Origin of the sequence: Actinoplanes sp. CA-252034 (assembly GCF_050956125.1) — a bacterium.
Lineage (GTDB): Bacteria > Actinomycetota > Actinomycetes > Mycobacteriales > Micromonosporaceae > Actinoplanes.
In genome coordinates this window covers 890,121-916,055 of record NZ_CP191846.1, presented here as the reverse complement: position 1 = coordinate 916,055, position 25,935 = coordinate 890,121, and the positions used below count along the sequence as shown (strand labels likewise).

General features: G+C 70.5%; 23 protein-coding genes and 1 pseudogene. 10 read left to right on the top strand and 14 right to left on the bottom strand.

Features of this window, described 5'->3' with window-relative positions; all coding sequences use genetic code 11:
• Positions 1–34 precede the first annotated feature (34 nt).
• Positions 35–511: a metallopeptidase family protein gene (locus ACQPZW_RS04285; RefSeq protein ID WP_093618566.1), complete on the top strand. Its 477-nt coding sequence runs from the start codon at positions 35–37 to the stop codon at positions 509–511.
• A gap of 7 nt (positions 512–518) precedes the next feature.
• On the opposite strand, the gene ACQPZW_RS04280 is transcribed toward ACQPZW_RS04285, so the two are convergent.
• The 3 genes from ACQPZW_RS04280 to ACQPZW_RS04270 form a co-directional block, all read right to left on the bottom strand.
• Complete coding sequence (locus tag ACQPZW_RS04280; RefSeq protein ID WP_433793529.1) at positions 519–779, bottom strand: WhiB family transcriptional regulator; 261 nt, start codon at positions 777–779, stop codon at positions 519–521.
• A gap of 394 nt (positions 780–1,173) precedes the next feature.
• A complete protein-coding gene (locus ACQPZW_RS04275; protein ID WP_433793528.1) occupies positions 1,174–3,675 on the bottom strand; it encodes a bifunctional FO biosynthesis protein CofGH in 2,502 nt (833 codons plus the stop codon).
• 102 nt (positions 3,676–3,777) lie between these two features.
• Complete coding sequence (locus ACQPZW_RS04270; protein WP_433793527.1) at positions 3,778–4,644, bottom strand: hypothetical protein; 867 nt, start codon at positions 4,642–4,644, stop codon at positions 3,778–3,780.
• A 91-nt stretch (positions 4,645–4,735) separates the two neighbouring features.
• Between ACQPZW_RS04270 and cofD the strand changes: the two genes are divergently transcribed.
• Genes cofD through ACQPZW_RS04255 form a run of 3 tightly spaced genes read left to right on the top strand, consistent with a single transcriptional unit; the run spans position 4,736 to position 7,307 of the window.
• Positions 4,736–5,686, top strand: coding sequence for a 2-phospho-L-lactate transferase (cofD, locus tag ACQPZW_RS04265; protein WP_433793526.1), 951 nt, complete (start codon positions 4,736–4,738; stop codon positions 5,684–5,686).
• Positions 5,683–6,753: a coenzyme F420-0:L-glutamate ligase gene (locus ACQPZW_RS04260; protein WP_433793525.1), complete on the top strand. Its 1,071-nt coding sequence runs from the start codon at positions 5,683–5,685 to the stop codon at positions 6,751–6,753. Before cofD ends, ACQPZW_RS04260 begins: the two co-directional genes overlap by 4 nt.
• Positions 6,750–7,307 (top strand): NUDIX hydrolase, encoded by a 558-nt coding sequence (locus ACQPZW_RS04255; RefSeq protein WP_433793524.1) that lies wholly within the window; start codon positions 6,750–6,752, stop codon positions 7,305–7,307. Before ACQPZW_RS04260 ends, ACQPZW_RS04255 begins: the two co-directional genes overlap by 4 nt.
• Positions 7,308–7,421: 114 nt before the next feature.
• Here ACQPZW_RS04255 and ACQPZW_RS04250 read toward each other — a convergent pair whose 3' ends face one another.
• Complete coding sequence (locus ACQPZW_RS04250) at positions 7,422–8,540, bottom strand: mannose-1-phosphate guanylyltransferase (RefSeq protein WP_433793523.1); 1,119 nt, start codon at positions 8,538–8,540, stop codon at positions 7,422–7,424.
• A 22-nt stretch (positions 8,541–8,562) separates the two neighbouring features.
• Positions 8,563–9,708: a glycosyltransferase family 4 protein gene (locus tag ACQPZW_RS04245; protein ID WP_433793522.1), complete on the bottom strand. Its 1,146-nt coding sequence runs from the start codon at positions 9,706–9,708 to the stop codon at positions 8,563–8,565.
• Between the two features lie 183 nt (positions 9,709–9,891).
• Between ACQPZW_RS04245 and ACQPZW_RS04240 the strand changes: the two genes are divergently transcribed.
• The gene (locus tag ACQPZW_RS04240; RefSeq protein WP_433793521.1) at positions 9,892–10,617 is read left to right on the top strand and encodes a TIGR03089 family protein; all 726 of its coding nucleotides are present in this window, start codon (positions 9,892–9,894) and stop codon (positions 10,615–10,617) included.
• On the opposite strand, the pseudogene ACQPZW_RS04235 reads toward ACQPZW_RS04240, so the two are convergent.
• Both ACQPZW_RS04235 and ACQPZW_RS04230 read right to left on the bottom strand, forming a co-directional pair.
• Positions 10,598–12,558, bottom strand: a pseudogene (locus tag ACQPZW_RS04235) (acetoacetate--CoA ligase). The gene ACQPZW_RS04240 and the pseudogene ACQPZW_RS04235 sit on opposite strands and share 20 nt — an antisense overlap.
• Before the next feature lie 20 nt (positions 12,559–12,578).
• A complete protein-coding gene (locus tag ACQPZW_RS04230) occupies positions 12,579–13,103 on the bottom strand; it encodes an acyl-CoA thioesterase (RefSeq protein WP_433793520.1) in 525 nt (174 codons plus the stop codon).
• A 45-nt stretch (positions 13,104–13,148) separates the two neighbouring features.
• Between ACQPZW_RS04230 and ACQPZW_RS04225 the strand changes: the two genes are divergently transcribed.
• Positions 13,149–14,726 (top strand): hypothetical protein, encoded by a 1,578-nt coding sequence (locus tag ACQPZW_RS04225; RefSeq protein ID WP_433793519.1) that lies wholly within the window; start codon positions 13,149–13,151, stop codon positions 14,724–14,726.
• A 159-nt stretch (positions 14,727–14,885) separates the two neighbouring features.
• Here ACQPZW_RS04225 and ACQPZW_RS04220 read toward each other — a convergent pair whose 3' ends face one another.
• The 4 genes from ACQPZW_RS04220 to ACQPZW_RS04205 all read right to left on the bottom strand — a co-directional run bounded on the left by ACQPZW_RS04220 (position 14,886) and on the right by ACQPZW_RS04205 (position 18,406).
• Complete coding sequence (locus tag ACQPZW_RS04220; protein ID WP_433793518.1) at positions 14,886–16,727, bottom strand: RICIN domain-containing protein; 1,842 nt, start codon at positions 16,725–16,727, stop codon at positions 14,886–14,888.
• A gap of 61 nt (positions 16,728–16,788) precedes the next feature.
• Positions 16,789–17,856: a LacI family DNA-binding transcriptional regulator gene (locus ACQPZW_RS04215; protein ID WP_433793517.1), complete on the bottom strand. Its 1,068-nt coding sequence runs from the start codon at positions 17,854–17,856 to the stop codon at positions 16,789–16,791.
• Positions 17,853–18,101, bottom strand: a complete 249-nt coding sequence (locus tag ACQPZW_RS04210) for a hypothetical protein (RefSeq protein ID WP_433793516.1) — start codon at positions 18,099–18,101, stop codon at positions 17,853–17,855. The genes ACQPZW_RS04215 and ACQPZW_RS04210 overlap by 4 nt, the downstream gene beginning before the upstream one ends.
• A 77-nt stretch (positions 18,102–18,178) precedes the next feature.
• Positions 18,179–18,406, bottom strand: coding sequence for a hypothetical protein (locus ACQPZW_RS04205; RefSeq protein WP_433793515.1), 228 nt, complete (start codon positions 18,404–18,406; stop codon positions 18,179–18,181).
• Between the two features lie 204 nt (positions 18,407–18,610).
• Here ACQPZW_RS04205 and ACQPZW_RS04200 point away from each other — a divergent pair, with 204 nt between their 5' ends.
• Positions 18,611–18,826 (top strand): hypothetical protein, encoded by a 216-nt coding sequence (locus ACQPZW_RS04200; RefSeq protein ID WP_433793514.1) that lies wholly within the window; start codon positions 18,611–18,613, stop codon positions 18,824–18,826.
• Between the two features lie 143 nt (positions 18,827–18,969).
• Here ACQPZW_RS04200 and ACQPZW_RS04195 read toward each other — a convergent pair whose 3' ends face one another.
• A complete protein-coding gene (locus tag ACQPZW_RS04195) occupies positions 18,970–19,677 on the bottom strand; it encodes a hypothetical protein (RefSeq protein ID WP_433793513.1) in 708 nt (235 codons plus the stop codon).
• Positions 19,678–20,199: 522 nt separating this feature from the next.
• On the opposite strand from ACQPZW_RS04195, the gene ACQPZW_RS04190 reads away from it, so the two are divergent.
• Positions 20,200–20,481 (top strand): hypothetical protein, encoded by a 282-nt coding sequence (locus tag ACQPZW_RS04190; RefSeq protein ID WP_433793512.1) that lies wholly within the window; start codon positions 20,200–20,202, stop codon positions 20,479–20,481.
• Between the two features lie 41 nt (positions 20,482–20,522).
• Here ACQPZW_RS04190 and ACQPZW_RS04185 read toward each other — a convergent pair whose 3' ends face one another.
• Entirely contained in the window at positions 20,523–21,119 is a 597-nt protein-coding gene (locus ACQPZW_RS04185) for a DivIVA domain-containing protein (protein ID WP_433793511.1), read from the bottom strand.
• Positions 21,120–21,780: 661 nt separating this feature from the next.
• Here ACQPZW_RS04185 and ACQPZW_RS04180 point away from each other — a divergent pair.
• Together ACQPZW_RS04180 and ACQPZW_RS04175 are read left to right on the top strand one after the other, a co-directional pair.
• Positions 21,781–22,098, top strand: a complete 318-nt coding sequence (locus ACQPZW_RS04180; protein ID WP_433793510.1) for a hypothetical protein — start codon at positions 21,781–21,783, stop codon at positions 22,096–22,098.
• 43 nt (positions 22,099–22,141) lie between these two features.
• The gene (locus ACQPZW_RS04175) at positions 22,142–22,579 is read left to right on the top strand and encodes a DUF2809 domain-containing protein (RefSeq protein WP_433793509.1); all 438 of its coding nucleotides are present in this window, start codon (positions 22,142–22,144) and stop codon (positions 22,577–22,579) included.
• Here ACQPZW_RS04175 and ACQPZW_RS04170 read toward each other — a convergent pair.
• The gene (locus tag ACQPZW_RS04170) at positions 22,560–25,922 is read right to left on the bottom strand and encodes a CARDB domain-containing protein (RefSeq protein ID WP_433793508.1); all 3,363 of its coding nucleotides are present in this window, start codon (positions 25,920–25,922) and stop codon (positions 22,560–22,562) included. The genes ACQPZW_RS04175 and ACQPZW_RS04170 overlap by 20 nt on opposite strands.
• Positions 25,923–25,935: the final 13 nt, after the last annotated feature.

Genomic DNA, 25,935 nt, shown 5'->3' with positions numbered 1-25,935 from the left:
ACGTACGTCGGCCGAGTGGGGCTACGCTGGCCGCGTGACCACCAGTCCCGAACGCCGCCGGACGGACGGCAAGGCGACCCGCAGCCCCGGACCGGGCCGTCCCGCACGCCGGGACCGGCACGGGCGTGGCCTGCGTGGCCGTCTGGTTCCGGCGACAGTGCCGCTGGCCCGCACCAAGGCGGAGATCTTCGACGACCTCGTGCTGGACACCGTGGAGAGCCTGGAGCGCCGCTACGCCAAGGAGCTGGCCGGCGTGGAGTTCGCGGTCGAGGACGTGCCACCGGAGCTGAACGTCTACGACTCGGACGTGCTCGAGGACGGCGAGGTGCCCCTGGCCCGGCTACTGCCGGGCCGCCCCGGGCGACACGAGTTGCCGCCGCGGATCGTGCTCTACCGCCGCCCGCTGGAGTTCCGGGCGATGGATCGGGAGGACCTCGCCGACCTCGTCCACGATGTGATCATCGAGCAGGTTGCCAACCTGCTCGGAGTGGATCCCGACGAGCTGGCCTAGCGTCTTCTCAGGCCACTCGTCGTTTCAACTTGCGACGTTCACGTTCGGACAGTCCACCCCAGATACCGAAACGCTCGTCATGACCGAGCGCGTACTCGAGGCACTCGGCTTTCACATCACAGCGGCCGCAGATGCGCTTCGCCTCACGCGTCGAGCCGCCCTTCTCCGGAAAGAAAGCCTCGGGATCGGTCTGTGAACACAGCGCCCGCTCCTGCCACTCGGGCGCGTCCCCGAGCAGGTCTACCCCTTCAACCTGCGTCGTTTCCATCGGCGTGCCTCCAAATTCCGCGCCGGCACGAAGACCGGCGCTGACCCCCCACGCACGCGGCGTGTTTTTGTGGGTACGACGCCTTTGTGCCACATCGTCCCCACAACCCCACCAAAATTACACGCGTGTAAGACGTGCGTCGTCAAGCCGAACCTGCTAAATGGGCCCGTTTCCGCACCACCGGAGGGCAGATCACAGGCCTGTTCCAGCCCTATCGCTCCAACCCGCCGGAAGGTAACGCGAAGCCCGGCCTTCGCGTCCAATTTAACCCGATTCGTGACCAAGGGGCAGCGGGTCCCCCTACCCGGGTCCGCCGAATGGATCATGTCCGGCCGAAACGTCTCCAACCCCCACTGGCGGACCGGCCGCGGCTCAGCCGGCCCGGCAGTGCCCCCTACCTGCGTCCGTACACCGTGGTGCGTTCCACAGCCGGACGGCCCGCGGCGGCCGCCAGCTCCTTCAGCTCCGCGACCGTCCTGGCTGAACCGTGCTCCGAACCGGCCATCCTCGAGATCGTCTCCTCCATGAGAGTGCCCCCCAGGTCATTACAACCGCCGTTGAGCATCTCGCGGGTACCCTCGTCGCCGAGTTTCACCCAGGAGCACTGAATATTGTTGATCCGGCCGTGCAACAGCACCCGGGCCATCGCGTGCACGACCCGGTTCTCCCTCCAGGTCGGACCCGGACGGGCGATGCCGGCCAGATAGATCGGCGCGTTCGTGTGGATGAACGGCAGCGCCACGAACTCGGTGAAGCCGCCCGTGACGTCCTGGATGCCGGCCAGCACCCGGAAGTGGCCCAGCCACTGGCGCGGGTGGTCGACGTGGCCGTACATCATGGTCGAACTGGAGCGGATGCCCACCTGGTGCGCGGTCGTCACCACGTCCACCCAGGTCGACGTCGGCAGCTTGCCCTTGGTCAGCACCCAGCGCACGTCGTCGTCGAGGATCTCGGCCGCCGTGCCCGGGATGGTGCCGAGGCCGGCCTCCCTCAGATCGGTCAGCCACTCCCGCAAGGACACCCCGGCCTTCGCCGAGGCGGTGACGATCTCCATCGGGGAGTACGCGTGGACGTGCATCCCGGGAACACGCTGCTTGACCGCGCGAACCAGGTCGGCGTAGGCGGTGACCGGCATCTTGGGGTCGATGCCGCCCTGCATGCAGACCTCGGACGCGCCGTCCCGCCACGCCTCCTCGGCCCGGTCGGCGACCTGCTCCACCGACAGCCGGTACGCGTCGGCGTCCTTCTCACGCTGGGCGAACGCGCAGAACCGGCAGCCGACGTAACAGACGTTCGAGAAGTTGATGTTGCGGTTCACCACGTACGTGATGTCGTCGCCGTTGACGTGCCTCCGCAGGTCGTCGGCGATCCGGGTGAGCTCGTCGAGAGCCGGGCCGTCGGCGTTGAACAGCGCCATCGCCTTGTCCTCGTTCTGCTCCAGGAGCAGGGCGGCCGGATCCTCCGAGGCCAGCTTGAGCGCCGCCACCACGTCGGTGGGCATGCTCGCCGGGGCGCTCCGGACGTGCGAGGCGACCTCGTTCCAGTCGCCGTAGACGTGGTCGAAGTCGGAGCGGCGGTCCTCGGTGCGCCCCTCCTCGTCGATGCTCTTGAAGAGGTCGGTGCGGCCGCCGCCGAAGTTGTCGTCGGGCTCCTGCCAGGGCAGACCGACCGGTTTCACGTCCGCACCCAGGCCGTCCGCGGTGGCGAGCGCGGCCACGTGGGCTTTCAGGCGCGGATCGAGCCAGCCCTCGTCACCCCGGCGCACGTACTCCGGGTAGATGGTGAGGCGCTCCTGGAGGGTGAATCCGGACTTCTCCGTCTTCTCGGCGAGCAGATCGATCTGCGGCCACGGACGCTCCGGGTTCACGTGATCGGGCGTCACCGGGGAGACGCCGCCCCAGTCGTCGATCCCCGCGCGCAGGAGCAGCGCGAACTCGTCGTCGATCAGGTTGGGCGGGGCCTGGATGCGGGCGCGCGGCCCCATGATGACGCGCGCCACCGCCACCGTGGCGGCCAGCTCGCGCAGCTCCGCGTCGGGCATCCCGCGCATCGCCGTGTCCGGCTTGGCGCGGAAATTCTGCACGATCACCTCTTGGATGTGCCCGAACTCCCGGGCCGTCCGCCGGATCGCGAAGAGCGAGTCGACCCGCTCGGTCAGGTTCTCCCCGATACCGATCAGGATGCCGGTGGTGAACGGCACGCCCACCCGGCCGGCGTCGTCGAGCACCCGCAGCCGGACCGCGGGCTCCTTGTCCGGCGAGCCGTAGTGCGGACCGCCCTTCTCCGACCACAGCCGGGTGGCGGTGGTCTCCAGCATCATGCCCATGCTCGGCGCCACCGGTTTGAGACGCTGCATCTCGGCCCAGCTCATCACCCCGGGATTGAGATGCGGGAGCAGGCCGGTCTCCTCCAGCACGGCGATGGCGCAGGCCCGCACGTAGTCGAGGGTCGAGTCGTACCCCCGCTCGTCGAGCCACTGCCGCGCCGCCGGCCACCGCTCCTCGGGCCGGTCGCCGAGGGTGAACAGCGCCTCCTTGCAGCCCTGCGCCGCGCCCTGACGGGCGATCTCGAGCACCTCGTCACGCTCCAGGAACGGCGCCGGAAGCTTGTGCGGCACGGTGGCGAACGTGCAGTAGTGGCACCGGTCCCGGCAGAGCCGGGTCAAAGGAATGAAGACCTTGCGGGAGTACGTGACGACGCCCGGCCGGCCGGCCTCGCGCAGACCCGCGTCCCGGATGCCACCGGCGATCGCCAGTAGCTCGTCGAACTGTTCGTCACGGGCCGTGAGCAGCGCCACGGCCTCATCCACGTCGATCGCTTTACCGTCGGCGGCGCGGCGCAGTGCGCGGCGGATGCTCGCCTCGGTCGGTACGGGTTCCACGTTGACCTCTACCACGCTGAGCAGCCTAGGCCGGAATCGTTTCGACTGCCGCTACGTGCGCGGGCCCGGAGCGTGTCATGGGACACCATCCGAGCCCGTGCGGTCACGTCGAGGCCTTCACTGCCGTGGCGGGTCCTGGGCCGCCGGGCCGAAGCCGGGGCGGTCCTCGGGCAGCACCTCGGTGCGGTCCGACGCCGGCGGGGCCGACGGGACGGGCGGCGGAACCGGCTGAGTGTGCTCGGCGAAGCGCGGCGGCACCGGCTGGGTGGGCTCGGCGAAGGGCGGGGGCGGCGGCGGGGACGCGGCGCCCCAGACCGGCGGCACGGCCGGGTACTGCCCGTAGGGCGCGGGCGGCACGCTGAACGGCTGCGTGGCGACCGGCGGCGGCATCGGCGTGCCGGGCGGCACCGGGCCGGGCATGGGGGCGCCGTACGGCGGCTGGTGGCCGTAGCCGGGCGGCGGGCCGTACTGCTGCGGCTGGTACGGCTGACCGTAGACACCCGGCTGCGGCTTGGCCGTCGGGTAGAAGCCGAGCCAGATCTGCAGGATCGCGTAACCGGCCACGCCGAGCACAGCGAGCCACGCGACCCGGATGAGAAGCGCGTTGAAGGCCGCCCCGGCGTCCTGGGCGGCGATCCCGCTCACCCCGAAGAGGAGCCCGAAGATCACCCCGAAGAAGGACGCCACGGCGTACTCCCCGAGGGCCAGCATGGTGATCAGCCGCGCCTTCGGGTGGACCGGCTTGACACCGAGCGCGAGCAGCACGGCGGCCAGCGGGAAGAAGATCGTCTCGGTGTTCACGAACGATCCGAAGCTGTAGCGCGTGCGTGCGGTGAAGTCGTCCCCGAACAGGCCGAGCACGGCCACGAGCAGGAAAATCGCCGGCGCCGCGATCAGGGCGTAGGCGGCCAGGTCACGCAGGGGCCGCAGATACTGCCCGATGGTCTTCTCGGCGGCCGGATCCGGCTGCGGTGGTGTCGTCACAGTTGCTCCCGGTGCGGTTGATCGAGGTCGGCACAGAGTAAACCGATACCCGCCGACCGAGGGGACGGCGTGTGTGCGCGAGGATGGGGTCATGCGGATCGTGGTCCTGACCGGGGGCATCGGCGGTGCCCGTTTCCTTCTCGGTGTTCGTGCGCACGCCCGGGCCGTCGGCGCCGAGGTCACGGCGGTGGTCAATGTCGGCGACGACGTGCGCATGCACGGCCTCCAGATCTGCCCCGACCTCGACTCGGTGATGTACACGCTGAGCGGCGCCGCCGACCCCGAGCGCGGCTGGGGCCGGGTCGGCGAGACGTGGGTGGTCAAGGAGGAGCTGGCGAAGTACGGGGTGGAGCCGTCCTGGTTCGGCCTCGGCGACAAGGACACCGCCACCCATCTGGTGCGCACCACCATGCTGAACGCCGGCTATCCGCTCTCCGCGGTCACCGCGGCCCTCTGCGAGCGCTGGCAGCCCGGCATCACCCTGCTCCCGGCCACCGACGACCGGCTGGAGACGCACGTCGTGGTGGACGTCGACGGCGAGCGCAAGGCGATCCACTTCCAGGAGTGGTGGGTCCGCTACCGGGGTGACCTGCCGACCCACAACTTCGTCTTCCGCGGGGCCGACGCGGCGAAACCGGGAGCGGGCGTGCTCGACGCGATCACCGCGGCCGACGTGATCCTCGTCGCTCCCAGCAATCCGGTGGTGAGCATCGCCCCGATCCTGGCCGTGCCCGCGCTCAAGGAGGCGGTGGCCAACGGGCCGGCGCCGGTGGTGGGCGTGTCGCCGATCATCGGTGGCTCCCCGGTCCGCGGGATGGCCGACAAGTGCCTGGCCACCCTGGAGGTCGAGGTGAGCGCGGGCGGCGTCGGCCGGATGTACGGTCCACGCGCCGACGGCGGCCTGCTCGACGGCTGGCTGGTCGACACCTCCGACGAGGGCGCTCAGGTGCCCGGGGTGCGGACTCGTGCGGTGCCGCTGTGGATGCGCGACGAGGACGCCACCGCCCGGATGGTCGAGGCGGCACTGGAGCTCGCCCGATGAGCGACCGGCCCGCCGACGGCCTGCAGATCCTGCCGGTCCGCGGGATCGGCGACGTCGTGGCCGGCGACGATCTGGCGCAGCTGATCGTGACGGCCGCCCCGTGGATCGCCGACGGTGACGTGCTCGTGGTGACCAGCAAGATCGTGTCGAAGGCGGAGGGCCGCCTGGTCGAGGTCCCGGCGGACGGGGCGGAGCGCGAGCAGGCCCGGCAGCGGGTGCTCGACGACGAGACCGCCCGGGTGGTGGCCCGCCGTGGCCCCACCTCGATCGTGCAGACCCACCACGGTTTCGTGATGGCGGCCGCCGGCATCGACGCGTCGAACGTGGACAAGACCCATCTCGTGCTCCTGCCCGTCGACCCGGACGCGTCGGCCCGGCGGCTGCGCGCCGACCTGCTGGCCCGTGGGCTCGACGTGGTGATCGTCGTCTCGGACACCATGGGGCGGGCCTGGCGCAACGGCCTGACCGACGTGGCGCTGGGCGCGGCCGGGATCGAGGCGCTGCTCGACCATCGGGGGCAGGTCGATCCGTACGGTAACGAGCTCTCCCTGACCCAGATGGCCGTGGTCGACGAGCTGGCAGCCGCGGCCGAGCTGGTCAAGGGCAAATGCGACCGGGTGCCGGTGGCGGTGGTGCGGGGCTATCCGCGGTCCGGGGAGGGCTCCGGCGCGGCCGTCCTGATCCGTGACGCGGAGAGCGACATGTTCAGCCTGGGCACCGCCGAGGCACGCGCCGACGGGCTCCGGACAGCGGCGACTCTGGCGGATCGGGCCGTCCCCGGCGACCCGGGCGCCGTGACACGGGCTCTCACCACCGTCGGGTCGCTGCTCACCGCCCATGTCGAGCGGCGGCCGGACGGCGTCCGCCTGACACCGGCTCGCGACGGGGCGGCAGCGCTCATCCGTACCGGGACCGAGGCACACCGCCTGCGGGCCGCGCTCGCCGCCGAGAGCGTCGAGACCACCGCCGTCATCGACGACGAGGGTGTCACCCTGACCTACCGCGTGTCGTCCGGCGGAGCCCGCACCGACGTCGCCGGAGCCGAGACCACCGGAGCATCGGGATGAGCGCCCTCTACGAGAACACCGTCGACGTCCTGAGCACCTGGGCGGCGACTTCGGACGACGCCGAGCTCGCCCGCAAGCGGACGCTGGACCTGCTGGCCGACGGCCCGGCCGCGATGACCCGCGCCCACCGGATCGGCCACGTGACGGCCAGCGCCCTGATCGTCGGCGAGGACCGTCGCGTCCTGCTCTGCCTGCACGGGCGGCTCGGCCTGTGGATGCAGCTCGGCGGGCACTGCGAGGAGGGCGACGCGACGCTGGCCGCGGCCGCCTTCCGGGAGGCGACCGAGGAGTCCGGCATCTCCGGGTTGATCCTCGACCCGACACCCGTCGACATCGACATCCACGAGGTTCGGTGCGGGGCGGCCGACGGCTCTCCGGCCGAGCCGTCGGTGCACTACGACGTGCGGTTCCTGCTGCGGGCCCCGGCCGGAAGCGTCGAGCGGATCAGCGAGGAGTCGTCGGACCTCCGCTGGTTCGCCCCTGACGCTCTGCCGTCGCCGCTGGCCTCCGGGACGGTCCAGCAGATCGCCCCGGCGCTGGCCCGCTTCCTCTGACGGGACGGTCGCAGATCGCCCTGGCCTCAGGCCCGCCTTCACTGACGCGGCGGTCCGCAGATCGCCCCGGCCCCGGCCCGCCTTCGATGACGGGCCCGAACCGGGGCGGGACGGTCAGATGTAGCCGTGCTGGCCCAGCTCCTTGAGGTGGTCGACCAACTGCTTGACCTCCTGGGCGCGCTCACGCGGGCAGACCAGCACCGCGTCCGGTGTGTCGACGATGACCAGGTCGCGCACGCCCATCGCGGCGACCAGACGGCCCGACGACGGGACCACGACGAGGCCCTCCGTATCGCGCAGCAGCACGGTGGGGCGCTCCCCACCGTTGTCTTGGCCCACGACCACGTTGCCGGCCCCGTCGGCGGTGAGCACCTCGCCGAGGGTGTGGAAGTCACCGACGTCGTTCCACCCGAAGTCGCCGGGCACGGTGCCGACCCGGCCGACCGCGGCCGCGCCCTCCATCACCGCGTAGTCGACGGAGATCTTCGGCAGCGTCGGCCAGACGTCACCCATGACCTCCTCCTGGTCGGCGGTGCCCCACGCCGAGGCGATCCGGCTGACCCCGGCGGCGAGCTGCGGCTGCTGGCGGTGCAGCTCGGCCAGGAAGGTGTCCACCCGCCAGACGAACATGCCGGCGTTCCACAGGTAGTTGCCCGATTTCACGTAGCTCTCGGCCACGTCGTAGGACGGCTTCTCCTTGAACTCCTCCACCTTCAGCAGCGGGCCGTCGCCGACCGCGGGGCCGCACTGGAGGTAGCCATACCCCGTCTCGGGTCTGGTCGGGGTGATGCCGAGGGTCATCAGCAGGCCCTGGCGCGCGCCGGTCATCGCCTGGCGGATGACGGCGGCGAACGCCTCCTTGTCGGCGATCAGGTGATCGGACGCGAAGGAGCCCATGATCGCCTCGGGATCGCGCCGGGCGATCACCGCGGCGGCCAGCGCGATCGCCGCGCACGAGTCTCGTGGCGACGGCTCGACCAGCACGTTCTCCTCGGGCATCGCGGCAAGCTGCCGGGACACCGCGGCGGCGTGGGCCACACCGGTCACCACGAACACCCGATCGGGGGACGTGAGAGTGTCCAGACGGTCCACCGTGGCCTGTAGAAGGGAGGCTTCGGTCCCGGTCAACGGGTGCAGGAACTTGGGATGACCGGCGCGGGACAGTGGCCAGAGACGGGTTCCGGTGCCCCCGGCAAGAACCACTCCGTACAACACGGCCTGTTCGTCGCTCATGCGCGGAAAGTTTAATAGATGATCAAGACGAGACCCGATTCCATGTTGTTACATGCACCTCCGCGCTGGACGACCAGGTGAACTCTTTCGCCCGATCGAAGCCCGCCTTGGCCAGAGTGCGCCGGCGGTCCTCGTCGTGCAGCAGGTCAGCGAGGTCCTCGGCGATCCGCTCGGGCGCCTCGGTCGTATAGGCGACAGCGTCACCACCGACCTCGGGCAGCGACAGGCGGGGCGTGGTGAGCACCGGCGTGCCGCAGGCCATCGCCTCCAGGATCGGCAGGCCGAAACCCTCACCGAAGGACGGGTAGCAGGCCACCAGGGCGCCGCCGAGGAAACCGGGCAGATCCGCATACCGTAGGTAGCCTGGTCGCAGCAGGCGCAGGTGAGCCGGGACCTCGGCCACCGCACGGTCGATGTCGTCGTCGTGGCCCTGGCCGCCGGCGATCACCAGGGCCGGCGGGCGCGGCCAGTCGGCGACCGCCCGGGCCCAGCCACGGATCAGGTTCGGAACGTTCTTCCGCGGCTCCTTGGCGCCCAGGAACGCCACGTAGCCGGAGTCGCCCAGGCCGAGCCGTGCCCGGACCCGGGCCTTCTCGTCCTCGGCGGGGGCGTGGAAGGCGGTTTGGTCGACGCCGTGATAGGCCACGTCGATCTTGGTCGGGTCGGCGTCGAGGAGACGGATCAGCTCGTCACGGGTGGCCTTGCTGGGCACGATCACCCGGGCGGCCCGGCGCAGCGACGTCTTGATGGCGCTGCGGAAGAAGGTCCGCTTGGTGTTGTCGTAGTGCTCCGGCTCGGTGAAGAAGGTCGCGTCGTGCACCGTGACCGTCACCGGGCAGCCGGCCCGCAGCGGGCAGGTGTAGAACGGCGCGTGCAGCACGTCCGCGCCGACCTGCTGGGCCAGCAGCGGCAACCCGGTCTGCTCCCAGGCCAGCCGGGCCGGACGGTGCACGATCGCCGCCGGGCCGGGGATCACCTCGGCCCCGGGCAGCATGCGGCGGTAACGCTCCGCATCCGACCGTTGGGACACGACGGCGAGCTCCACACGGCCGGGGCTCTCCTGCCCCAGGGCTCCGAGCAGCCCGTCGACGTATCTGCCGACACCGCCTCGGTCGGCGGGGACGCTTGTGGCGTCGACGAGCACTCGCGGGGGGCGACCGGGGGTCACGAGGCATCTCCTTGGCAGCTCTGACGAACCGATGCGATGGTTCTGCCATACCTGTACGGCAATGGGACCACCGACGGTTCGAGACTACGCCGGGAAGGCTTCACGAAGGTGTCCGCGACACTGCCGATCATTGCGGACCAGACGAGGACATCACTGTCAGTGATCCGCCTACGCTGTGAAGCGATGAACACGACGATCCCGCAGGTTTTCTCGAAGGCGGTCGCGCGCGACCCGGCCGCCCCGCTCCTGACCTGGTATGACGATGCCACCGGCGACCGGACCGAACTGTCCGGGACAACCCTGGACAACTGGGTGGCGAAGACCGCGAACCTGCTGGTCGACGGGGTCGGCCTGGGTCACGGCGACACCGTGGCCCTGGTGCTGCCGCCGCACTGGCAGACCGCGGCGCTGCTGCTCGGTGTCTCCGCCGCCGGGCTGGCCGCCGACCTGGGCGGCGACCCACAGCCGGTCGAGGCCCTCTTCACCAGCCCGGAGCTGGTGGAACGAGCAGCCGGCTGGGCCACCCTGGACCGGTACGTGACCGGGCTGCTCCCACTGGCCATGCCGCTGCGCACCCCGCCCGAGGGGTACATCGACTACGTCACCGAGGTCCGCAACCACGGCGACCACTTCCGCGGGGAGCCGGTCGGAGCCGCCGACCGGGCGCTGTCCGGTTATGTCGAGCTGAGCCACCAGGACGTCGTCGAGGCGGCTCTGGAGCGCGCCGCCGAGCTGGGCATCAGGCCCGGCGCCCGGGTGCTGATCGACACCGCCTTCTACCCGGACGCCAACGACTGGCTGCTGGCCCCGCTGGCGGCCGGCGCGTCGATCGTGCTCTGCGCCAACCTGGACACGTCGAAGACCGAGGCGCGGACCGCCACCGAGAAGGTCACTCTGACGCTGGTGTGACCCGCTCGGCGTAGAGCGCGGCGAAGGCGTCGAGGGAGTCGGGGTTGGCCAGGGCGCCCTTGGCCGCGGCCGACTCGACAGGGATGCCGGTGAGGATCCGCTTCACCGGCACCTCCAGCTTCTTGCCGGAGAGGGTGCGCGGCAGGGCGCGAACCTGATGGGCGGCGTCGGGCACGTGCCGGGGCGACAGCGCGCCGCGGAGCTCCTTGGCGATCCGCGCGCGCAACGCGTCGTCGAGGTCGGCGCCCTCGGTCAGCACCACGAAGAGCAGCAGCTCACCGTTCGGGTCGCCGGGCTTGTCGAGGTGCACCACCAGCGAGTCGGCGACCTCCGGCAGGCTCTCGACCACCGAGTAGAACTCGGCCGTGCCCAGCCGGACGCCACCCCGGTTCAGCGTGGCGTCCGAGCGGCCGGTGATCACGCAGCTGCCGTCGGGGTCGATGGTGATCCAGTCGCCGTGACGCCACACTCCGGGGAAGACGTCGAAGTACGCCTCGCGGTAGCGGGAGCCGTCGTGGTCGTTCCAGAAGCCGACCGGCATGCTCGGCATCGGCGCCGTGATCACCAGCTCGCCCAGCTCACCGACGACCGGCCGGCCCGTCGGGTCGTACGCCTCCACGCGCGCCCCCAGGGCACGACAGGTGATCACGCCGGCCCGGACCGGCAGCAGCGGCACTCCCCCGACGAAACCGGTGCACACGTCGGTGCCGCCGGACAGTGAGACCAGGTGCACGTCGGGACCGACCGCCTCGTACACCCAGGCCCAGCCCTCCGGAGGCAGCGGCGCGCCGGTCGAGCCGACGCCCTTGAGGGAGCTGCCGGGGGTCAGACCGGCCTTGCGACAGGCCATCAGGAACGGCGCCGACGTGCCGAAGTAGGTGATGCCGGCCGTGTCGGCCAGATCCCACAGCGCGTCCAGCGACGGCCAGCCCGGGTTGCCGTCGAAGAGCACGATCGCTGCGCCCACGGCCGGCCCGCTGGCCAGGTAGTTCCACATCATCCAGCCGGTGGTGGTGAACCAGAAGAACCGGTCGCCGGGCCCCAGGTCGTGATGCAGCGCCAGGATCTTGAGATGCTCCAGCAGGATGCCGCCGTGACCGTGCACGATCGGTTTGGGCAGGCCGGTGGTGCCGGAGCTGTAGAGAACGTAGAGCGGCTGGTCGAACGGCACCGGCTCGAACTCCAGCGGGTCGTCGCCGGCCAGCGACGCCCAGTCTCCGGCGGCGCCGTCGAGGTAGCCGATGGTGATCACGTGCTCGATGGACGGGATGGCCGCACGGATCGCGGCGATCTCGGTGCGCCGGTCGACGTCCTTGTCGCCATACCGGTAGCCGTCGGTCGCGACCAGCACCTTCGGCTCGATCTGGATCCACCGGTCGATCACGCTGCGGGCGCCGAACTCCGGCGCGCACGAGGAGAACACCGCACCGAGACTCGCGGTCGCGAGCATCAGCACATAGGTCTCCGGGATGTTCGGCGCATAGGCGGCGACCCGGTCGCCCTTGCCGACCCCCGGGCCTTCAGCCCGGCACGGACCCTCCGGACCTCCTCCCGCAGGCTGCGGGCGGTCAGGGCGATCGGCTCACGACTCTGGGAGTACGCGTGAACGACCGTCTCGTCGTCGGCGATGCCCGGCATGCGCAGCACGTTCTCGGCATAGTTGAGCGTGGCTCCGGGGAACCAGCGCGCCCCCGGCATGCCCCCGGACTCCAGCACGGCCGTCGCCGGGGTGTGCGACACCACCCCGGACCAGTCCCAGACGGACTGCCAGAAGGCGGGCAGATCGGTGACGGACCACTCCCACAGCGCCGCGTAGTCGGCGAAGACCAGGCCCCGCTCGGACTCCAGCCAAGCGAGATAGCGCCCGATCCGCGACGTCTCCCGGATGTCCGCCGGCGGCTCCCACAACACTGTGCCCGGCGTCACCACACCTGTCGTCATCACCACACCTTAACGTCGGGTCAGCCGGCGGCCGACTGGTGCTCGGCTCGGGCCCTCTGAATCGCCGCGCGCCGGGCCAGCCGGTGGTCACGGCGGATCATCGCCTCGGTGAAACGGCGCTTGTCCTCGTCGTCGGCGGGCAGCACCGGCGGCACCCGGCGCGGGTTGCCGGCCGCGTCCACGGCCACGAACACCAGGTAGGCGGTGGCCACCGGCAGCGGCTCCGGACCGACCTCGTCCCAGCGCTCGGCGGCCAGCTTCACACCCACCTCCATCGAGGTGCTGCCGGTCCAGTTGATCTGGGCGTACGCGTGCACCAGGTCACCCACCCGGACCGGCTCGAGAAAGACGATCTCGTCGATCGCGGCGGTGACCGCGGTGCCGCCGCTGTGCCGGGCCGCGGCCGCACCGGCCACGTCGTCCACGAACTTCATCAGCACGCCGCCGTGCACGGTCCCGTACAGGTTCACGTCGACCGCGGTCATGATCCGGCTCAGAGTGACCCTGGACAGGGTGGTCGGCCGGCCGGGATGCTGTTCTTCCATAGCCGGTACGGTAGTTCTTGCCGGTGCCGAGTACCGTGCCGGATCATGCGTCACCTCAGGTCGATCTTCTACGCACTCGTGCTGGCCCCATGCATCTGGGTGCTCCTAGCCGTCGGGTTCACCGACGACCTGAGCAGTCGCGGCCGGGACTTCTTCACCGCCGAATCGGTCAGCGGGCTCCTGCTCCTGATCTTCGCCGGCATCCTGTTCTCGATCCTCGCCGCCGGGCCGGTCTCCCCCGCCGGGCCGGTCGTGGCCGGTGCGGTCTACCTGAGCGTCACGATCTGGGCGTTCAACGCGCCCGGGGCGTACGCGGACCTGTGGTCCCCGGCGGTCTCCAAGGAGGGCTTCGACCTCAGCCGCCCCGGATACGGTCTCGCCGCGGTGCTGTCGATCCCGCTGCTCCTCACCGCGCTCAGCGCCCGCCGGTGGGCCCGTTACGAGCCGCCCGTGCTGCCGATCATCGGTGAGATCGGCCGGTTCCGTGGCGCGGCGAAGGTGGCCGGCACCCCGGTCGCCGCCGAGCAGACCACCGTCATCCGCACCGGCGTCCCGGCCGACCCGACGGTCGCGATCAACCTCCCGGCGGACAGCGCCGACCGGACCGTGGCCTTCAACAGCGTCTCGTCGACCACGCCGCGCACGCCCCGCCCGTCGACCGCGCCCCACTCGGACCGCACTCCTGCCGCGCCGCGTTCGGACCGCCCTTCGGCCGCGCCCCACTCGGACCGCCCTTCGGGCACGCCCCGCTCGGACCGCACCGAGGTCGTGGCGAACAACGACCGCACGGTCTTCGTGACCCAGCCGCAGTCGCCGGCACCCGCCGCGCCGAAGCCGGTCCCGGCCCAGGCGGAGCCGACCACGGTCCTCGCGACCGGTTCCGGCGAGCCGACGATCGTCCAGGGCAGGGGCCTGTCCTCCGGCGACGAGGCGACCGTGGTGGCCGGCATGGGCCTGGCCCAGGCCAAGTCCGCCACGGCGTCCGCCTCGGTCAGCCCCGCACCCGCCAAGCCCGCCACGGCCTCCGCTTCGGTGAGCGCCACACCCGCGAAGGCATCCGCCCCGGTCAGCGCCACACCGACCAAGCCCGCCACCGCATCCGCCCCGGTCAGCCCCGCGCCCGCCAAGGCGTCCGCCTCGGTAAGCGCCAAGCCCGCGACGGCCTCCGCATCGGTCAGCCCCGCGCCGGCCAAACCGGCGACGGCTTCCGCCCCGGTCGCGGCCAAGCCGGCATCGGCATCGGTCGCGGCCAAGCCGGCGTCGGCATCGGCTTCGGTCGCCGCCAAGGCCACGGCATCGGTGCCCGTCAGTGCCACGCCCGCGTCGACCTCGGCAGCGTCGCCCCCGGCGGCGTCGACCTCGGCGCCCCGGCCTTCAGTCGGGAACGGCGACGAGACCTCTGCCCGGACCGGGCCGGGCGAGGACCGTACCCCCGCGAAGGAAGCCTCGGCCGACGCGGACCAGGACCGGACCGCCCCCATGTCGATTCCGGCCGCGAAGCCGGCCGAAGAGCCGACCGCGCTGGTCACGCCGCCGAGCGACGAGACCGAGCCGCTGAAGCTGCCGGTCGAGCCGACCGCCGCGATCCCGGCGCAGCGCCGCCCACCGGCGGTCGAGTCCTGACCAGACGTTGAGAAGGGCGGGTGCCGATGGCGCCCGCCCTTCGCCGATGTTCCCGGTCCGGCGCGCGAAGCCGACCGTGAGGGCGTCCCGGTCGAGCAGCACGACCCCGTTGACGAGATGCCGCACGCGCCGGCTACTCGCCCGGCCCCGGCGGTCCCGCTAGTTGAGGGCCCATTTCTGGTTGGCGCCGGTGGTGCAGGTCCAGATCTGCAGCCGGGCGCCGTCGGCGGAAGTGTTGCCGGTCACGTCGAGGCACTTGCCGGAGTACGTGTTGACCAGGCGTTGCGAGCTGTCGAGCGTCCATTTCTGGGAGGTGCCGGTGTGGCAGTCCCAGAGGTGCGCGACGGTGCCGTCGGCGCTGCTGGGGCCGCTGATGTCGAGGCACTTGCCGAGCGACCGCAGCGTGCCGTCGCCCGGGCGGGTCCAGCGCTGGGCGACGCTGCCGTTGCAGCCGTAGAGCTGGATCGCCGTTCCGTTGGCGGTCGCGGCGCCGGCGACGTCCACGCATTTGCCGCCGAGGCCGGTGATGGTCCCGCCAGGCGCCGGGCTTCCGGTTCCTGACCAGGTGAAAGTCGCGGTGGTACGGGCGGGCATCGTGTAGACGAAGGACTGCGAGCCCCAGTTGACCCGTACCGACTGGCTGCTCGTGCCGCCGTTGTGGGCGATCAGCGCCTTGCTGCCGTCCGGGTTGCGCCAGGCGACGTTCTGCACGGCGGTGTTGTTGGAGGCGATCCGCACCGCGCCCGGCTTGACGAACTTGGTGAGGTGGCCGGTCGTGTAGTACTCGATGGTGTAGTCGACCTGACCGGCCCGGGAGCCGCCCTCCTGCACGGTGATCAGCCCGGTGCAGGTGCCGCAGCCGCCGTTGTGCGGGCCCATGCTCTGGTTGAGGGCGAGGCTCCACTTGACGACGCTGCTGCTCCAGTTCCGGGTGTAGTTGACGATGTCGGCCATGTCCTCGTTGTGCTGGTTCGAGATCCAGGTGCCGCCGGAGTGCTCGGTGCTGAACTGCTTCACCGAGGGGTACGCGTCGTGCACCTGCGAGCCGACGACCGGGTCACCGAAGTAGCCGTGCCAGGCGATGCCGCCGAACAGTGGGTCGTTGCGCACCCCGGAGTCGGCGAGGATGGCCGCGCCGAAGTTCGCGTAGTCGCCGTAGTTCCAGTCGTGGATCAGCACCTTGGTGGTGATGCCGGCCGCGCGGAACGCCGGGTAGACGTAGTTCTTGGTGAACTCGACCAGGCCGGACGGGTTCCAGCTCATGCCGGGGTAGTTCATCGCGGTCGGGTTCGACGCCTGGCAGCAGTTCGGCTCGTTCTGCACGGAGATGTAGTTGATCGGCACGCCCGCGGCCTGATAGCCCTGGACGTACTTGACGAGGTATTGGGCGTAGGTGGGGTAGTGCTCCCACTTGAGCCAGCCCATCTGGTCCATCCGGCCGTTGTCCTTCATCCAGCCGGGCGCGCTCCACGGCACGCCCTTGACCCGCAGTGCCGGGTTGAGCTGCCGGGCCTGTTGGGTGAGCAGGCGGACATTCGTGTCGTACCCGTTGGCGCCGAAGTCGTTGAGGTCGCAGCAGGTGTCGTCGAGGGAGACGTTGCCGGGCCGGGACAGGTCGGAGGCGCCGATCGGGTTCCGGACGAACGACAGGCCGATGCCGTCGGTCGGGCTGAACAGCTTGGACATCACGCTGTCCCGGGTTGCGGCGCTGACCGGGCCGCCGCGCAGCAGGTAGGCGGTGGTGTCGGTGATCGACGCCCCGGCGCCCTCGAAGGTCTGGTAGGTGGTGCCCTCGTCGACGGTGATGGTCTGGGCGGCGCTGCCACCGGCCGGGCCGAAAGCGATCGGGGCCTGCTGCGCGAGGCCGCGGGTCACGGTGCGGCCGCCGCTGTCCGAGGTGGTGGTGAGGTAGACGTTGACGGTCTCTCCGGCGGCGTAGGCCGGTGCGCTCAGCGAGGCGGCGCCGATGACGGCCGCCGCGAGCAACGCGGTCTTTCTCATGAGGACTCCTGCTACACGGGGGACAGGTAACAGGAAGGAAACCTTTGTTAATTTGTACGAGTCAATGCATCTGAGTTGCGGAATGACGTGTGCCGGTTCCGGAACCATGAAACACGTCAGAAACGGGCCCGGTGGACTCGCGAACCACGAGCTCGGTCGCCAGCTCCACATGCAGCGCGTCGAGGCGGTGCCCGCCAAGCATCCGCAGCAGCAGGTGCACGGCCATCCGGCCCATCTCCTCCAGCGGCTGCCGCACCGTGGTGAGTCGCGGCCGGCAGGCCTGCCCCAGCTCGATGTCGTCGAACCCGGCCACCGACAGGTCCTCCGGCACCCGCAGGCCACGCTCGGCCGCCGCGTGCAGCGCCCCGATCGCCATCTTGTCGTTGAACGCGACCAGCGCGGTCGGCCGGTCCGGCAGGTCCAGCAGCTCGGCGGCGGCCCGATGACCCAGCTCGACGGTGGGCTCGGCGACGAACCTGATCAGCTCCGGCGCGGGCAGCACCCCGGCGTCGGCCAGCGGCGCGAGATAGCCGGCGAACCGGTTCTCCCCGGCCAGCCAGTCACGCGGGCCACCGGCGATGCCGATCCGGCGATGACCGAGCTCGATCAGGTGGGTGGTGAGTTGCCGGGCGCCGGAGAAGTGCGCGGCGGACACCGCGGCCAGATTCCGGGGCGGCGGGATACGGGGGTCGAGCACCACGAACGGGAAGCCGCGATCGCGCAGCCGGGCCAGCTCGGCCCCCGGCTCCGGGGGCAGGATCAGGATCGCCCCGGCCACGTCGCGCCGGCCGGTCAGTGCGGTCAGCACGTGGTCGCGCTGGGCGGCGACCCCCGCGTTCAGGATGACCTGCAGGCCGTGCGGCTCCAGGGCCTCGGTGACCGCGGAGACGATCAGCCCGAAGTAGTCGGTGAGCAGGTAGGGGCAGCGCAGGTAGATGCCGGTGGCCCGCTCGCCGCGCCGCCGGGGCGCCTGCCGGCCCAGCTCCCCCATGGCGGCGAGCACCCGCTCCCGGGTGTCCGGTGCGACGTTGGCCCGCCCGTTGAGCACCCGGGACACCGTCGCGATGGACAGGCCGGTCCGGGCGGCGACGTCCCGTACCGTCGCCCTTGTTTCATCGCCTTGTTTCACCGCCCGGACGATACGGGCTCCGATTTGCGGTCGTTGCGCCAGCGCACCACCGAGCCGTAGAGGAACATCGCGGCCAGCACACCCGGACCGCAGTGCACGGCGAGCACGCCGGCCAGGCTCGGGCCGCCCCAGTCGTTGGCGTAGGTGGACGCGTCGGTCACGTCGATGACGAACGGCTCGGCCACCGCCCGCGCGACGAAGAACAGCGCCACGATGACACCGAGCACTCTGAACAGCAGGTTCATGCCTTCGACGGTAGGAAGCAGAGATCGCAGGCCGCATCGGGTGGATCCCCGATGCGGCCCGTAATCAGGACTCGGGTTCAGTTGGCGCTCGCGTCGGCCAGACTCGTGATCGAGACCGCGGCGCGGATGTAGGGGTTGCGGCCCAGATCGCCGATGGTCTTCACGTCGAACGCCTTGGCCAGCGCGTCGGCATCGGCCTTGCTCACACCGGCGAGCGCGTCGACCGGCGCGTTCGGCAGCGCGTGCAGGTCCAGGTCCTCGAACTTCTTGTCGAGGAGGTTGTCGAGATTCGCGGTGACGGTCATGCGGATTCCCCTTCGTCGCGTCGTTGCGTCGGGTATACGGGTCCGGCCGTGTCCGGCCGGGCCTCCTCCGTCACATTCGGCCGACGCGCCGCCCGCCTGAGCCCGTTTCACGAACCGGACCACGAAACAGCTCGGATGATCGGCGCGACGATCTGCACCAAAAGCCATGTCCGACTCGCCGTATCCAATAACTAAGGTAGGCGAATGCCGACCGACAGCAGTGCCCTCCAGATCATCGGTTGCATCGCGATCTCGGCCTTGGCCTCGTACGGCGGGGGACGTTTTCATCAGTGGTACAAATTGGGCCTGGATCGCGACCGTTCTTTTCGAGAAGGCTATCGACACGGTTATCAGACGCTCTTCCCGCTCGTCTCCCGGAGCGACTCCGAGGAGCTCTCCCCGGAAACGTCCCGGGATTGATCCGTCGATGAGCGACGCCGGGGCGCGCACGACGCGAGCCGCACCCGCCCCGGCGCGTTTCACACGCACCGCGGGGTCATGAAGAGGCAGCCGTCTCGAATCCCTCCTCTCCGATCGGGCTCACCGCCGGATCGTTCGCGGTCTCATCGCGAGCCGGGGCCCGATCCGTGGCCGCCCCGAACCGGCGCGCTCGTGCTCGCGCTCGGGCTGGGGCTGGGGCTCACGGAGACCGAGGGCACCGGCTGGGCCGAGCCGAATCCGGACCGGTTCCCGGGCTTGGCCGCCGAGCCGGGCAGCCGCGACTCGGGACGGCCCTGGTCCGGGCGCCCGTGGTCGGGACGGCCCTGGTCCGGGCGACCCTGGTCCGAGCGCCCGTGGTCCGGGCGGCCGTGGTCCGGGCGGCCGTGACCGGGGCGGTTGTAGCGCGGGTAGCGGGGGCTCACGTAGCCCGGCCGGCCCGGGCGGAACTGGCCCACCCACGTCGGGCGGTACTGGACGGGGAACTCGCAGACGGCGCTCAGCGGAACAGCGAATCCGAGCCGGTCCCAGTCGTCGTAGCTGGCCGTCTGGAGCGCCCACGCGCCGCGGCGGACGCCCACCCGCACCGGGGAGCACTTGTGGACGTCCCAGTAGGCGTTGCGCTCACCGAACCGGCCGGACCGCTGGCACAAGCCGGCCGTCCGGTAGAAGCCGGCGATCTGCACGCCCTCGCGCAGCTCGATGTGACGCGGCCCCGGCTTGGCCACCGCGACGCTGTTGGCGGGAGCAGCCTGAACCGGCCCGGCCCCGACCGTCAGCGCGGCGAGAAGACCGAATCCACCCATGGTCATCATCCGGGCGAGCTTTTTCATCGCAATTCCCTCCGACGGGCTCTGGTCGTGTCTTTCGCGATGAAGAACCCGATTCACGCCACGCCGGAAGTCGAACTGGCGGATATCGCCGAACGCCAGACAGGTCTTCGGCGGCCAGCCGTTCAGTGGACCGCGCCGGTGCGCCCCGCCGGAAACGAGAGGAACTCACGGATGCCGCGATTTCCGTGCCGGTCACCTACATGACTTAGGGCGCCCGGTCGGTACCTGTCGTCTTCCCGCCGAGCGTGGCTCGTCCGTCCGGCCATCCGCGGGCGCCCGAAATCAGGACGGGCGCCGGCCACACGTCACCGATACGTGTCCGCCCTCCCCCGAAATGGTTCACACAAGGGTATTTCGGCACCTTGCGGTGCCGCGGTTTCACTGATAGCAGGCCTCCGAGCGCCGAAAATAGACGTTCCTGATGGAGGCTGACATTTCTGGCAGGTTATTCCCGTGCACAAAGGTCCGGAAAGCTGCCGGATGGGTACTAGAGCGATGGGTACTAGAGCAAGGAATCGACTGGTGGAAAAGATCGACACCACACTGCCGGCTCGCTGGCGAGCGGCCTACAAGGCGGCGCTGGCGCTGCTGGAGAGCGACCAGCCGTACAGCGATCCCTCGGATCCGGTCGCCCGGGCCCGGGTGCAGCGCGCCCGGACGGACACGCGCCGCTGGATCCGCATGCAGAAACTGCTCGCCCAGGCGGGCGGGCTCTCCCCGGTCCAGCGCTTCTTCGTCGACCAGATCCCGGACGACTGGCGGGAGATCGACCTGCAGCGGCAACGGCGCCTGCGGCGCGAGTGACGACGGTCCGGGGATCGGTCGCCGGGCCCACCGGCGGGCGCTCAACTCGGCCCGATCTCGTCGGCGAAGCCACCGGGCAGTTGCTGGCCCACACCCGGCACGTCCATGGTCTGCGGATGTTCAGCCCAGAGCGCCCGCAGCTGGCTCTGCAGGAACAGTGTGATCCGGTGCCGGTAGTCGTGGTCGAAGGCGGCCAGGTTCTCGATCTGACGCTGCAGCGCCTCCCGCTTGATCGACAGACCACCCACGGCGTCCTCGTAGCGCTGCTGCGCCTGGAGCCTCAACTGCTCGGCGTAGACGGTCCCGCCGGACACGATGTGCTCCGCCTCGGCCCGCGCGTCGGACAGGAGCCGGTCGGCTTCGGCGCGCACCCCGTCGGCGTACGAATGAGCCTCGTCGAGGATCCGCTCGGCCCGGGCCCGGGCCTCGGCGATGTGGTCGTCGGCGGTGCGCTGCGCCAGGGCGAGGATCGCGATGGCGCGGTCCGGCGGCGCCGGCTCGGGGTCGGGGGCCGGCTCGGGGGCTGGGGCTGGGGCTGGGGCGGGATCGGGGGCCGGCTGGTGTGCCGTCGATGCCTGGTAGACCGTCACGCCGTCGGCTTCGCGGCGATGGAGCATCACGTCGGTCTCCATGATCACGACGAACACCCCTCGCCCACGAGAGTCGGCCCGGAACCGGTCGTGCCTGCGTCTCTGTACATCCGCGGGAACCTTTCTCGGATCAGGAGGCCGTGGACGGTGGCCCGTCGGCCGCGACCGGGTGATTCCCTTTAAATCGTTCTCAAACGGTCAAAGGAAGCAAATCCCCGTCCGACCGTTCGCATGAACCTGGGCCGTTTCTCACTCGTTCGGTATCCATCACCCGGGCTTCCGCACCTGTCGATCATCGGCGGATCCCAACGATCAACCCGGACGACCCGGGCCATTCGGGCGAACGAATTCGTCGGTCCACATCGTCCCGAGTCGGCCGGGCACCCCGCGCCATCGGACCGCTCGCTACCGATCACCCCGCCCCAGCGCTCCGCGGGCACCACGGGACGACTGGGCCGATCGGGCAGCCGCGGACGTTCCTTTTGGCGTCAACGGTGGACCCGCGACTGACGTCCCCCGTCGTCCAACACGAGTTTTCTGTCCTGAGAGACGAATTCCCGAAGCTATCCCGACCATCTCCGGAATCGTGCCGACGGCGAATTCACAATTCGATAGTCAGCTATCCGGGAAACGTACCACCAAGGATGGAAGGCATGAAAGAAGGTAATGCCGCAGAACCTTTCCACGATCAAGTCCCCGCGGCGGGATCATGACAGCGCCCGGCAACTACCTCATGTACTTCATCCTCACCCTGGCCATCGTCATGTCCACCGGTTACGCGGTCGGACGGATCCACCAATGGCACCGGCACGGCATGGAACGTGACGAGGCGTACCGCGTCGGGTACGACGAGGCGTCCCGGTCGATCATGAGGATGATGGGTGACCCGAACGCGGCCGGCCGCCCGCTGAACAGCACGACCGCCCGGCTCGCCGCCGGTCCGTACACCCCTCGCGAGGCGGACCCCGCGCCCGGTCACCGGATCCCGGTCAACCAGCGCCGGGTCTATCCGGCCCACCGGAGTTGAGCAGGCCGGACCGGGCTTTCGTCCGCCCCCTACGATCACGGCCATGTCCATCAGCCACGGGCGGTTCCGTCTCGCGATGCTCGGGGCCGCGCTCGGATCTCTGGCCACCGCCCTGGCCGTCCGGGCGGTCGCGCCCGTCGGCAGCTGGATGGAGCAGTCCTCCGGCACCGCCCTCTACGCCGCGATGACCTGGGCCGGCGTCCGCTTCCTGGCCCCTCGCGCCGGTCCGCTCGCCGTCGGTGCGATCGCCCTGGCCTGGTGCTGGGGTGTGGAGCTCTCCCAGCTCACCGGGATCCCCGCGGCCCTGTCCGCACACAGTCTGGCCGCCCGGCTCGTGCTCGGCACCTCCTTCGACCCGGTCGACATGATCTGGTATCCGATCGGCGTCGTGCCGCTGGTCATCGTGCATCTTCGGGCCCGCCGCCGCGGGAAAGGCCGCGGGAGTGACCCGCGGCCTTCCGTCAGCGTCCGGAGATCGTGAACTGTGAGCCCGGCTGGATGACGACGTCGCCGTCGGCCGAGCCGGTGATCTGGACGTTGGACAGCACCGCGTTGCCGCGAGCGCCGCTCATCGCCAGGATGCCGGCGCCGTTGTTGGACCGGTCGATGCGCACGTTCGTGACGGCGACGTTCGGCATGTTGCCGCCGCCGGTCTTGAACTGGATGCCGTCGTAGGTCGAGTCGACGATGTCGGTGTCCCGGATGGTGACGCCGACGATGTCCTTCGTGGACGGGAACAGGGTGATCGCGCCGAACTCCTGGTCCTCGTTCCAGAACGCCCCGCCGGTCCGGTACAACCCGTTGTTGGCCAGCAGCGTCGTGCCGGAGAACGGCAGTGGACTGTGGTCGGTGGCCAGCATGATCCCCGGGTAGTTCGCGGTGTCGTACACCAGGTTGTTCTGTGCGGTGTTGCCGTATCCGCCGTAGATCGCGATGCCGTTCGCCCGCCACGGCAGCTGGACGGTGTTGTTGAGGAAGTGGTCGTCGTGGTTGATGTCGACGTTCTGGTCCTTGACGTACGGGTTCGCCCAGATCGCCAGCGCGTCGTCACCGGTGGTCCGGAACGAGGAGTTGAAGACTCGCGAGTTCCGGGTGCCGTTGGAGAAGTTGATGCCGTCGGCGTAGGTGTTGCGGATCCGCATGCCGGTGAACTCCACGCCGTCGCCCGGGTTCCAGTAGGCGGGGGTGTCCGAGTAGTCGCGGCCGACCCAGGCCCCGACGTTGACGTGCTCGATCCACACGTTGCTGATCTTCGTGTTCTTCCCGAACCGGCCGTTGAGCCCGTGACCGCGGTTGGCCCGGTTCTGCGTGTTGCCGAAGATCGCGATGTCGGAGATCTGGGTGTTGTCGTCGATGTCGAAGCCGACGTTGCCCTCGTGCGGATGGTTGATGTTGCCGGTCACCTGGTGCGGCTGGGTGTTCGTGTAGAGCTGGGTGTGCCACATGCCGGCGCCGCGGATCACGACGTTGCGGATGCCCTTCTGATTCCACTGGCCGCGGGCCGGGTCCGGCGAGAGGATCTTCTGCTCCTGCCGCCACTGACCGGCCGGGATCCAGACGCAGCCGATCACGCCGTTCTCGTCGTCGGTCACCGCGCGCTGGATGGCGGCCGTGTCGTCGAGTCCGTCGTTCGGCACCGCGCCGTAGCCGGTGATCGAGACGCAGCCGGACGGCTGGCTCAGCGCCGGCGCCACCTGCTCCAGGTCGATCGTGTCGATGATGTAGAAGCTCGCCGAGTCGCCGGAGTCACGCTGCAACTTGAACCGGGTACCGGCCGGGTACGACTGCCCGAGCAGCGCGTTCGACTCGTCGAAGAGCCGGCGCGCGTCGGCCTGCGGAGTGTTGGAGAGCGACTCGGTGTCGTCGGTGGTGCCGTACACCCAACTGTTGCGCGAGCTGAGGGTCAGCTTCCGGTTGAACACGTCGTTGACGTACAGGCTGATGGTCCAGTCCTGGCCGCCGCCGCTCGCCGAGTCCGGCACCGAGTTGCGTACGACGATGGAGTTGGCCTGGTTGGTCGAGGTGAGCTCGACGAACTGGCCGGTGCTGTTCAGACGGACCGACTGCCGGCCGGAGGACTCGGTGGCGAAGTTGGTGTGCCCGAAGGTGCGCAGCGGATCGGCCTGCAACAGCGTGCCCTGGTAGCGGGCGGCCTCCGCCTCGTAGGAGACGTACGGCACGGCGGCGCCGCGTCCGACCACGATGGAGCGCGACAGCGTGTTGTTGCTCTCGTTCGTCTCCGTGACGACACCGGCCGAGTCGGCGGTCGCGACGGCGGTGGCGCCGCCACTGGTCGCCGTCCAGGTCCCGCCGATCGTCACGGTCGTGGTGGCACCGGCCGCGATCGCCGGGGTCGCCCCGGTCAGCGTGGCCGAGCCGACCGCCACACGGGTGGTGCTGGCGCCCGCGGCGCTGATGCCACGGTTCTGCACGGTGACCGTGAAGCCGACCGCCGCGCCGACCGCCGGATTCGCCGGTGTCATGTTGATCGCGGTGACCTGTAGGTCCGGGCCCGGCGCCTGGCCCACCACGAGCGGTGAGGCCGCGGTGAAGGTGTTGTTGTCGTTGTCGGTCTCGGCCACGGTGTTGGCCGGGTCCACCGTCGTCGAGACGGTGTAACTGCCCTGTGCCCGGGCGCCGGCGCTGCCGGTCACGGTGGCCGACGCCCCGGCGGCGAGGGCGGGCACGTCGGCGCCGGCGACGACGGCGCCGCCGAGCTTGAAGTCCACTCTGGACGCGGCGGAGGCCACGGTGCCGGCGTTACGGACGGCGGCGGTCAGGGTGATGGTGGAGGTCTCGTCCGGGGTGGCGGGGCTCCACGTCGTCGAGGTGACGACCAGGTCCGGGGCCGGCGCCCAGGCGCCGATCACCTGCAGCTCGGCGACCTGACCACCGGGCGCGCCGTTGTTGCTGAAGATCTGCAGCCGTACGTCCGAAGCCCGCCCACTGACCGGGATCGTCACCGAGTTCTGGTTGCCGGACGGGCTGAAGCCGTAGTCCGCGCGCGCCTTCAGCTCGGAGAAGCCGGTGGCCGTCCCGGGCCGTCCCTGCACCTGGATGCTCTGGGTCCGTGGACCCCATGCCGCGTCCGGGTTGAGCTTGACCACGACACCGGTGACGTTCGCGTCGGCGCCCAGCTTCACGGTCAGCGTCGACGGGAACCCGGCCGACTCCCAGTAGGTGCCGGTGTTGCCGTCGTTGGCGTTGGTCGCCACGAAGTTGAACGTCGTCGAGGACGCCTCGATCGCCTTGCCTCTGGCCAGGTCGGCTCCGGCCGGCGGATCCGGGTCGGGGTCGACCGGCCCCGCCACGCCGTAGATCTCCAGCTCGGCCAGCTGCCCGGCGGGCCAGCCGGTGTTGGCGGTGATGTGCACCCGCACGTACCGGACGGTCGCCGCGGCGAAGGCGATGGTGACCGTGTTGCCGGTGGCCGGGTTGAACACCCGCCCCGCCGACGCCGAGAGCGTGCCGAACGACGAGCCGTCGGTGCTGCCCTGCACGCTCAGAGTCTGCGTGCGGGTGGCCCACGCAGACGCCGGCGGCAGTTTCAGCACCACCTGGTCGATCGCGACACCGCTGCCGAGATCGACCTGGATCCACTGTGGGAAGACGTTGTTCGGGCTCTCCCAGTAGGAGCTCGGATTGCCGTCGTTGACGGCCGAGGCGGGCTGCGCTCCGAGGGCGCCGCTGGCGGAGACCGCCCTGCCTGCCGCGAGGTTGGGGCCGCCGGCCGCGTGCGCGGCCACGGGTGTGAGACCGAGAACGGCCAGTCCGGCCGCGAGGGCCACGCTGACCAGCCGTCGGCTGAGGGATATCGGCTGCATGAGGTCCGTCCTG

Bases quoted from the DNA above. Each gene is read 5' to 3' on its own strand.
- ACQPZW_RS04280 (WP_433793529.1), bottom strand. From the start codon at position 779: ATGGAAACGACGCAGGTTGAAGGGGTAGACCTGCTCGGGGACGCGCCC.
- cofD (WP_433793526.1), top strand. From the start codon at position 4,736: ATGCGGATCGTGGTCCTGACCGGGGGCATCGGCGGTGCCCGTTTCCTT.
- ACQPZW_RS04260 (WP_433793525.1), top strand. From the start codon at position 5,683: ATGAGCGACCGGCCCGCCGACGGCCTGCAGATCCTGCCGGTCCGCGGG.
- ACQPZW_RS04255 (WP_433793524.1), top strand. From the start codon at position 6,750: ATGAGCGCCCTCTACGAGAACACCGTCGACGTCCTGAGCACCTGGGCG.
- ACQPZW_RS04250 (WP_433793523.1), bottom strand. From the start codon at position 8,540: ATGAGCGACGAACAGGCCGTGTTGTACGGAGTGGTTCTTGCCGGGGGC.
- ACQPZW_RS04240 (WP_433793521.1), top strand. From the start codon at position 9,892: ATGAACACGACGATCCCGCAGGTTTTCTCGAAGGCGGTCGCGCGCGAC.
- ACQPZW_RS04230 (WP_433793520.1), bottom strand. From the start codon at position 13,103: ATGGAAGAACAGCATCCCGGCCGGCCGACCACCCTGTCCAGGGTCACT.
- ACQPZW_RS04225 (WP_433793519.1), top strand. From the start codon at position 13,149: ATGCGTCACCTCAGGTCGATCTTCTACGCACTCGTGCTGGCCCCATGC.
- ACQPZW_RS04220 (WP_433793518.1), bottom strand. From the start codon at position 16,727: ATGAGAAAGACCGCGTTGCTCGCGGCGGCCGTCATCGGCGCCGCCTCG.
- ACQPZW_RS04210 (WP_433793516.1), bottom strand. From the start codon at position 18,101: ATGAACCTGCTGTTCAGAGTGCTCGGTGTCATCGTGGCGCTGTTCTTC.
- ACQPZW_RS04205 (WP_433793515.1), bottom strand. From the start codon at position 18,406: ATGACCGTCACCGCGAATCTCGACAACCTCCTCGACAAGAAGTTCGAG.
- ACQPZW_RS04200 (WP_433793514.1), top strand. From the start codon at position 18,611: ATGCCGACCGACAGCAGTGCCCTCCAGATCATCGGTTGCATCGCGATC.
- ACQPZW_RS04195 (WP_433793513.1), bottom strand. From the start codon at position 19,677: ATGAAAAAGCTCGCCCGGATGATGACCATGGGTGGATTCGGTCTTCTC.
- ACQPZW_RS04180 (WP_433793510.1), top strand. From the start codon at position 21,781: ATGACAGCGCCCGGCAACTACCTCATGTACTTCATCCTCACCCTGGCC.
- ACQPZW_RS04175 (WP_433793509.1), top strand. From the start codon at position 22,142: ATGTCCATCAGCCACGGGCGGTTCCGTCTCGCGATGCTCGGGGCCGCG.
- ACQPZW_RS04170 (WP_433793508.1), bottom strand. From the start codon at position 25,922: ATGCAGCCGATATCCCTCAGCCGACGGCTGGTCAGCGTGGCCCTCGCG.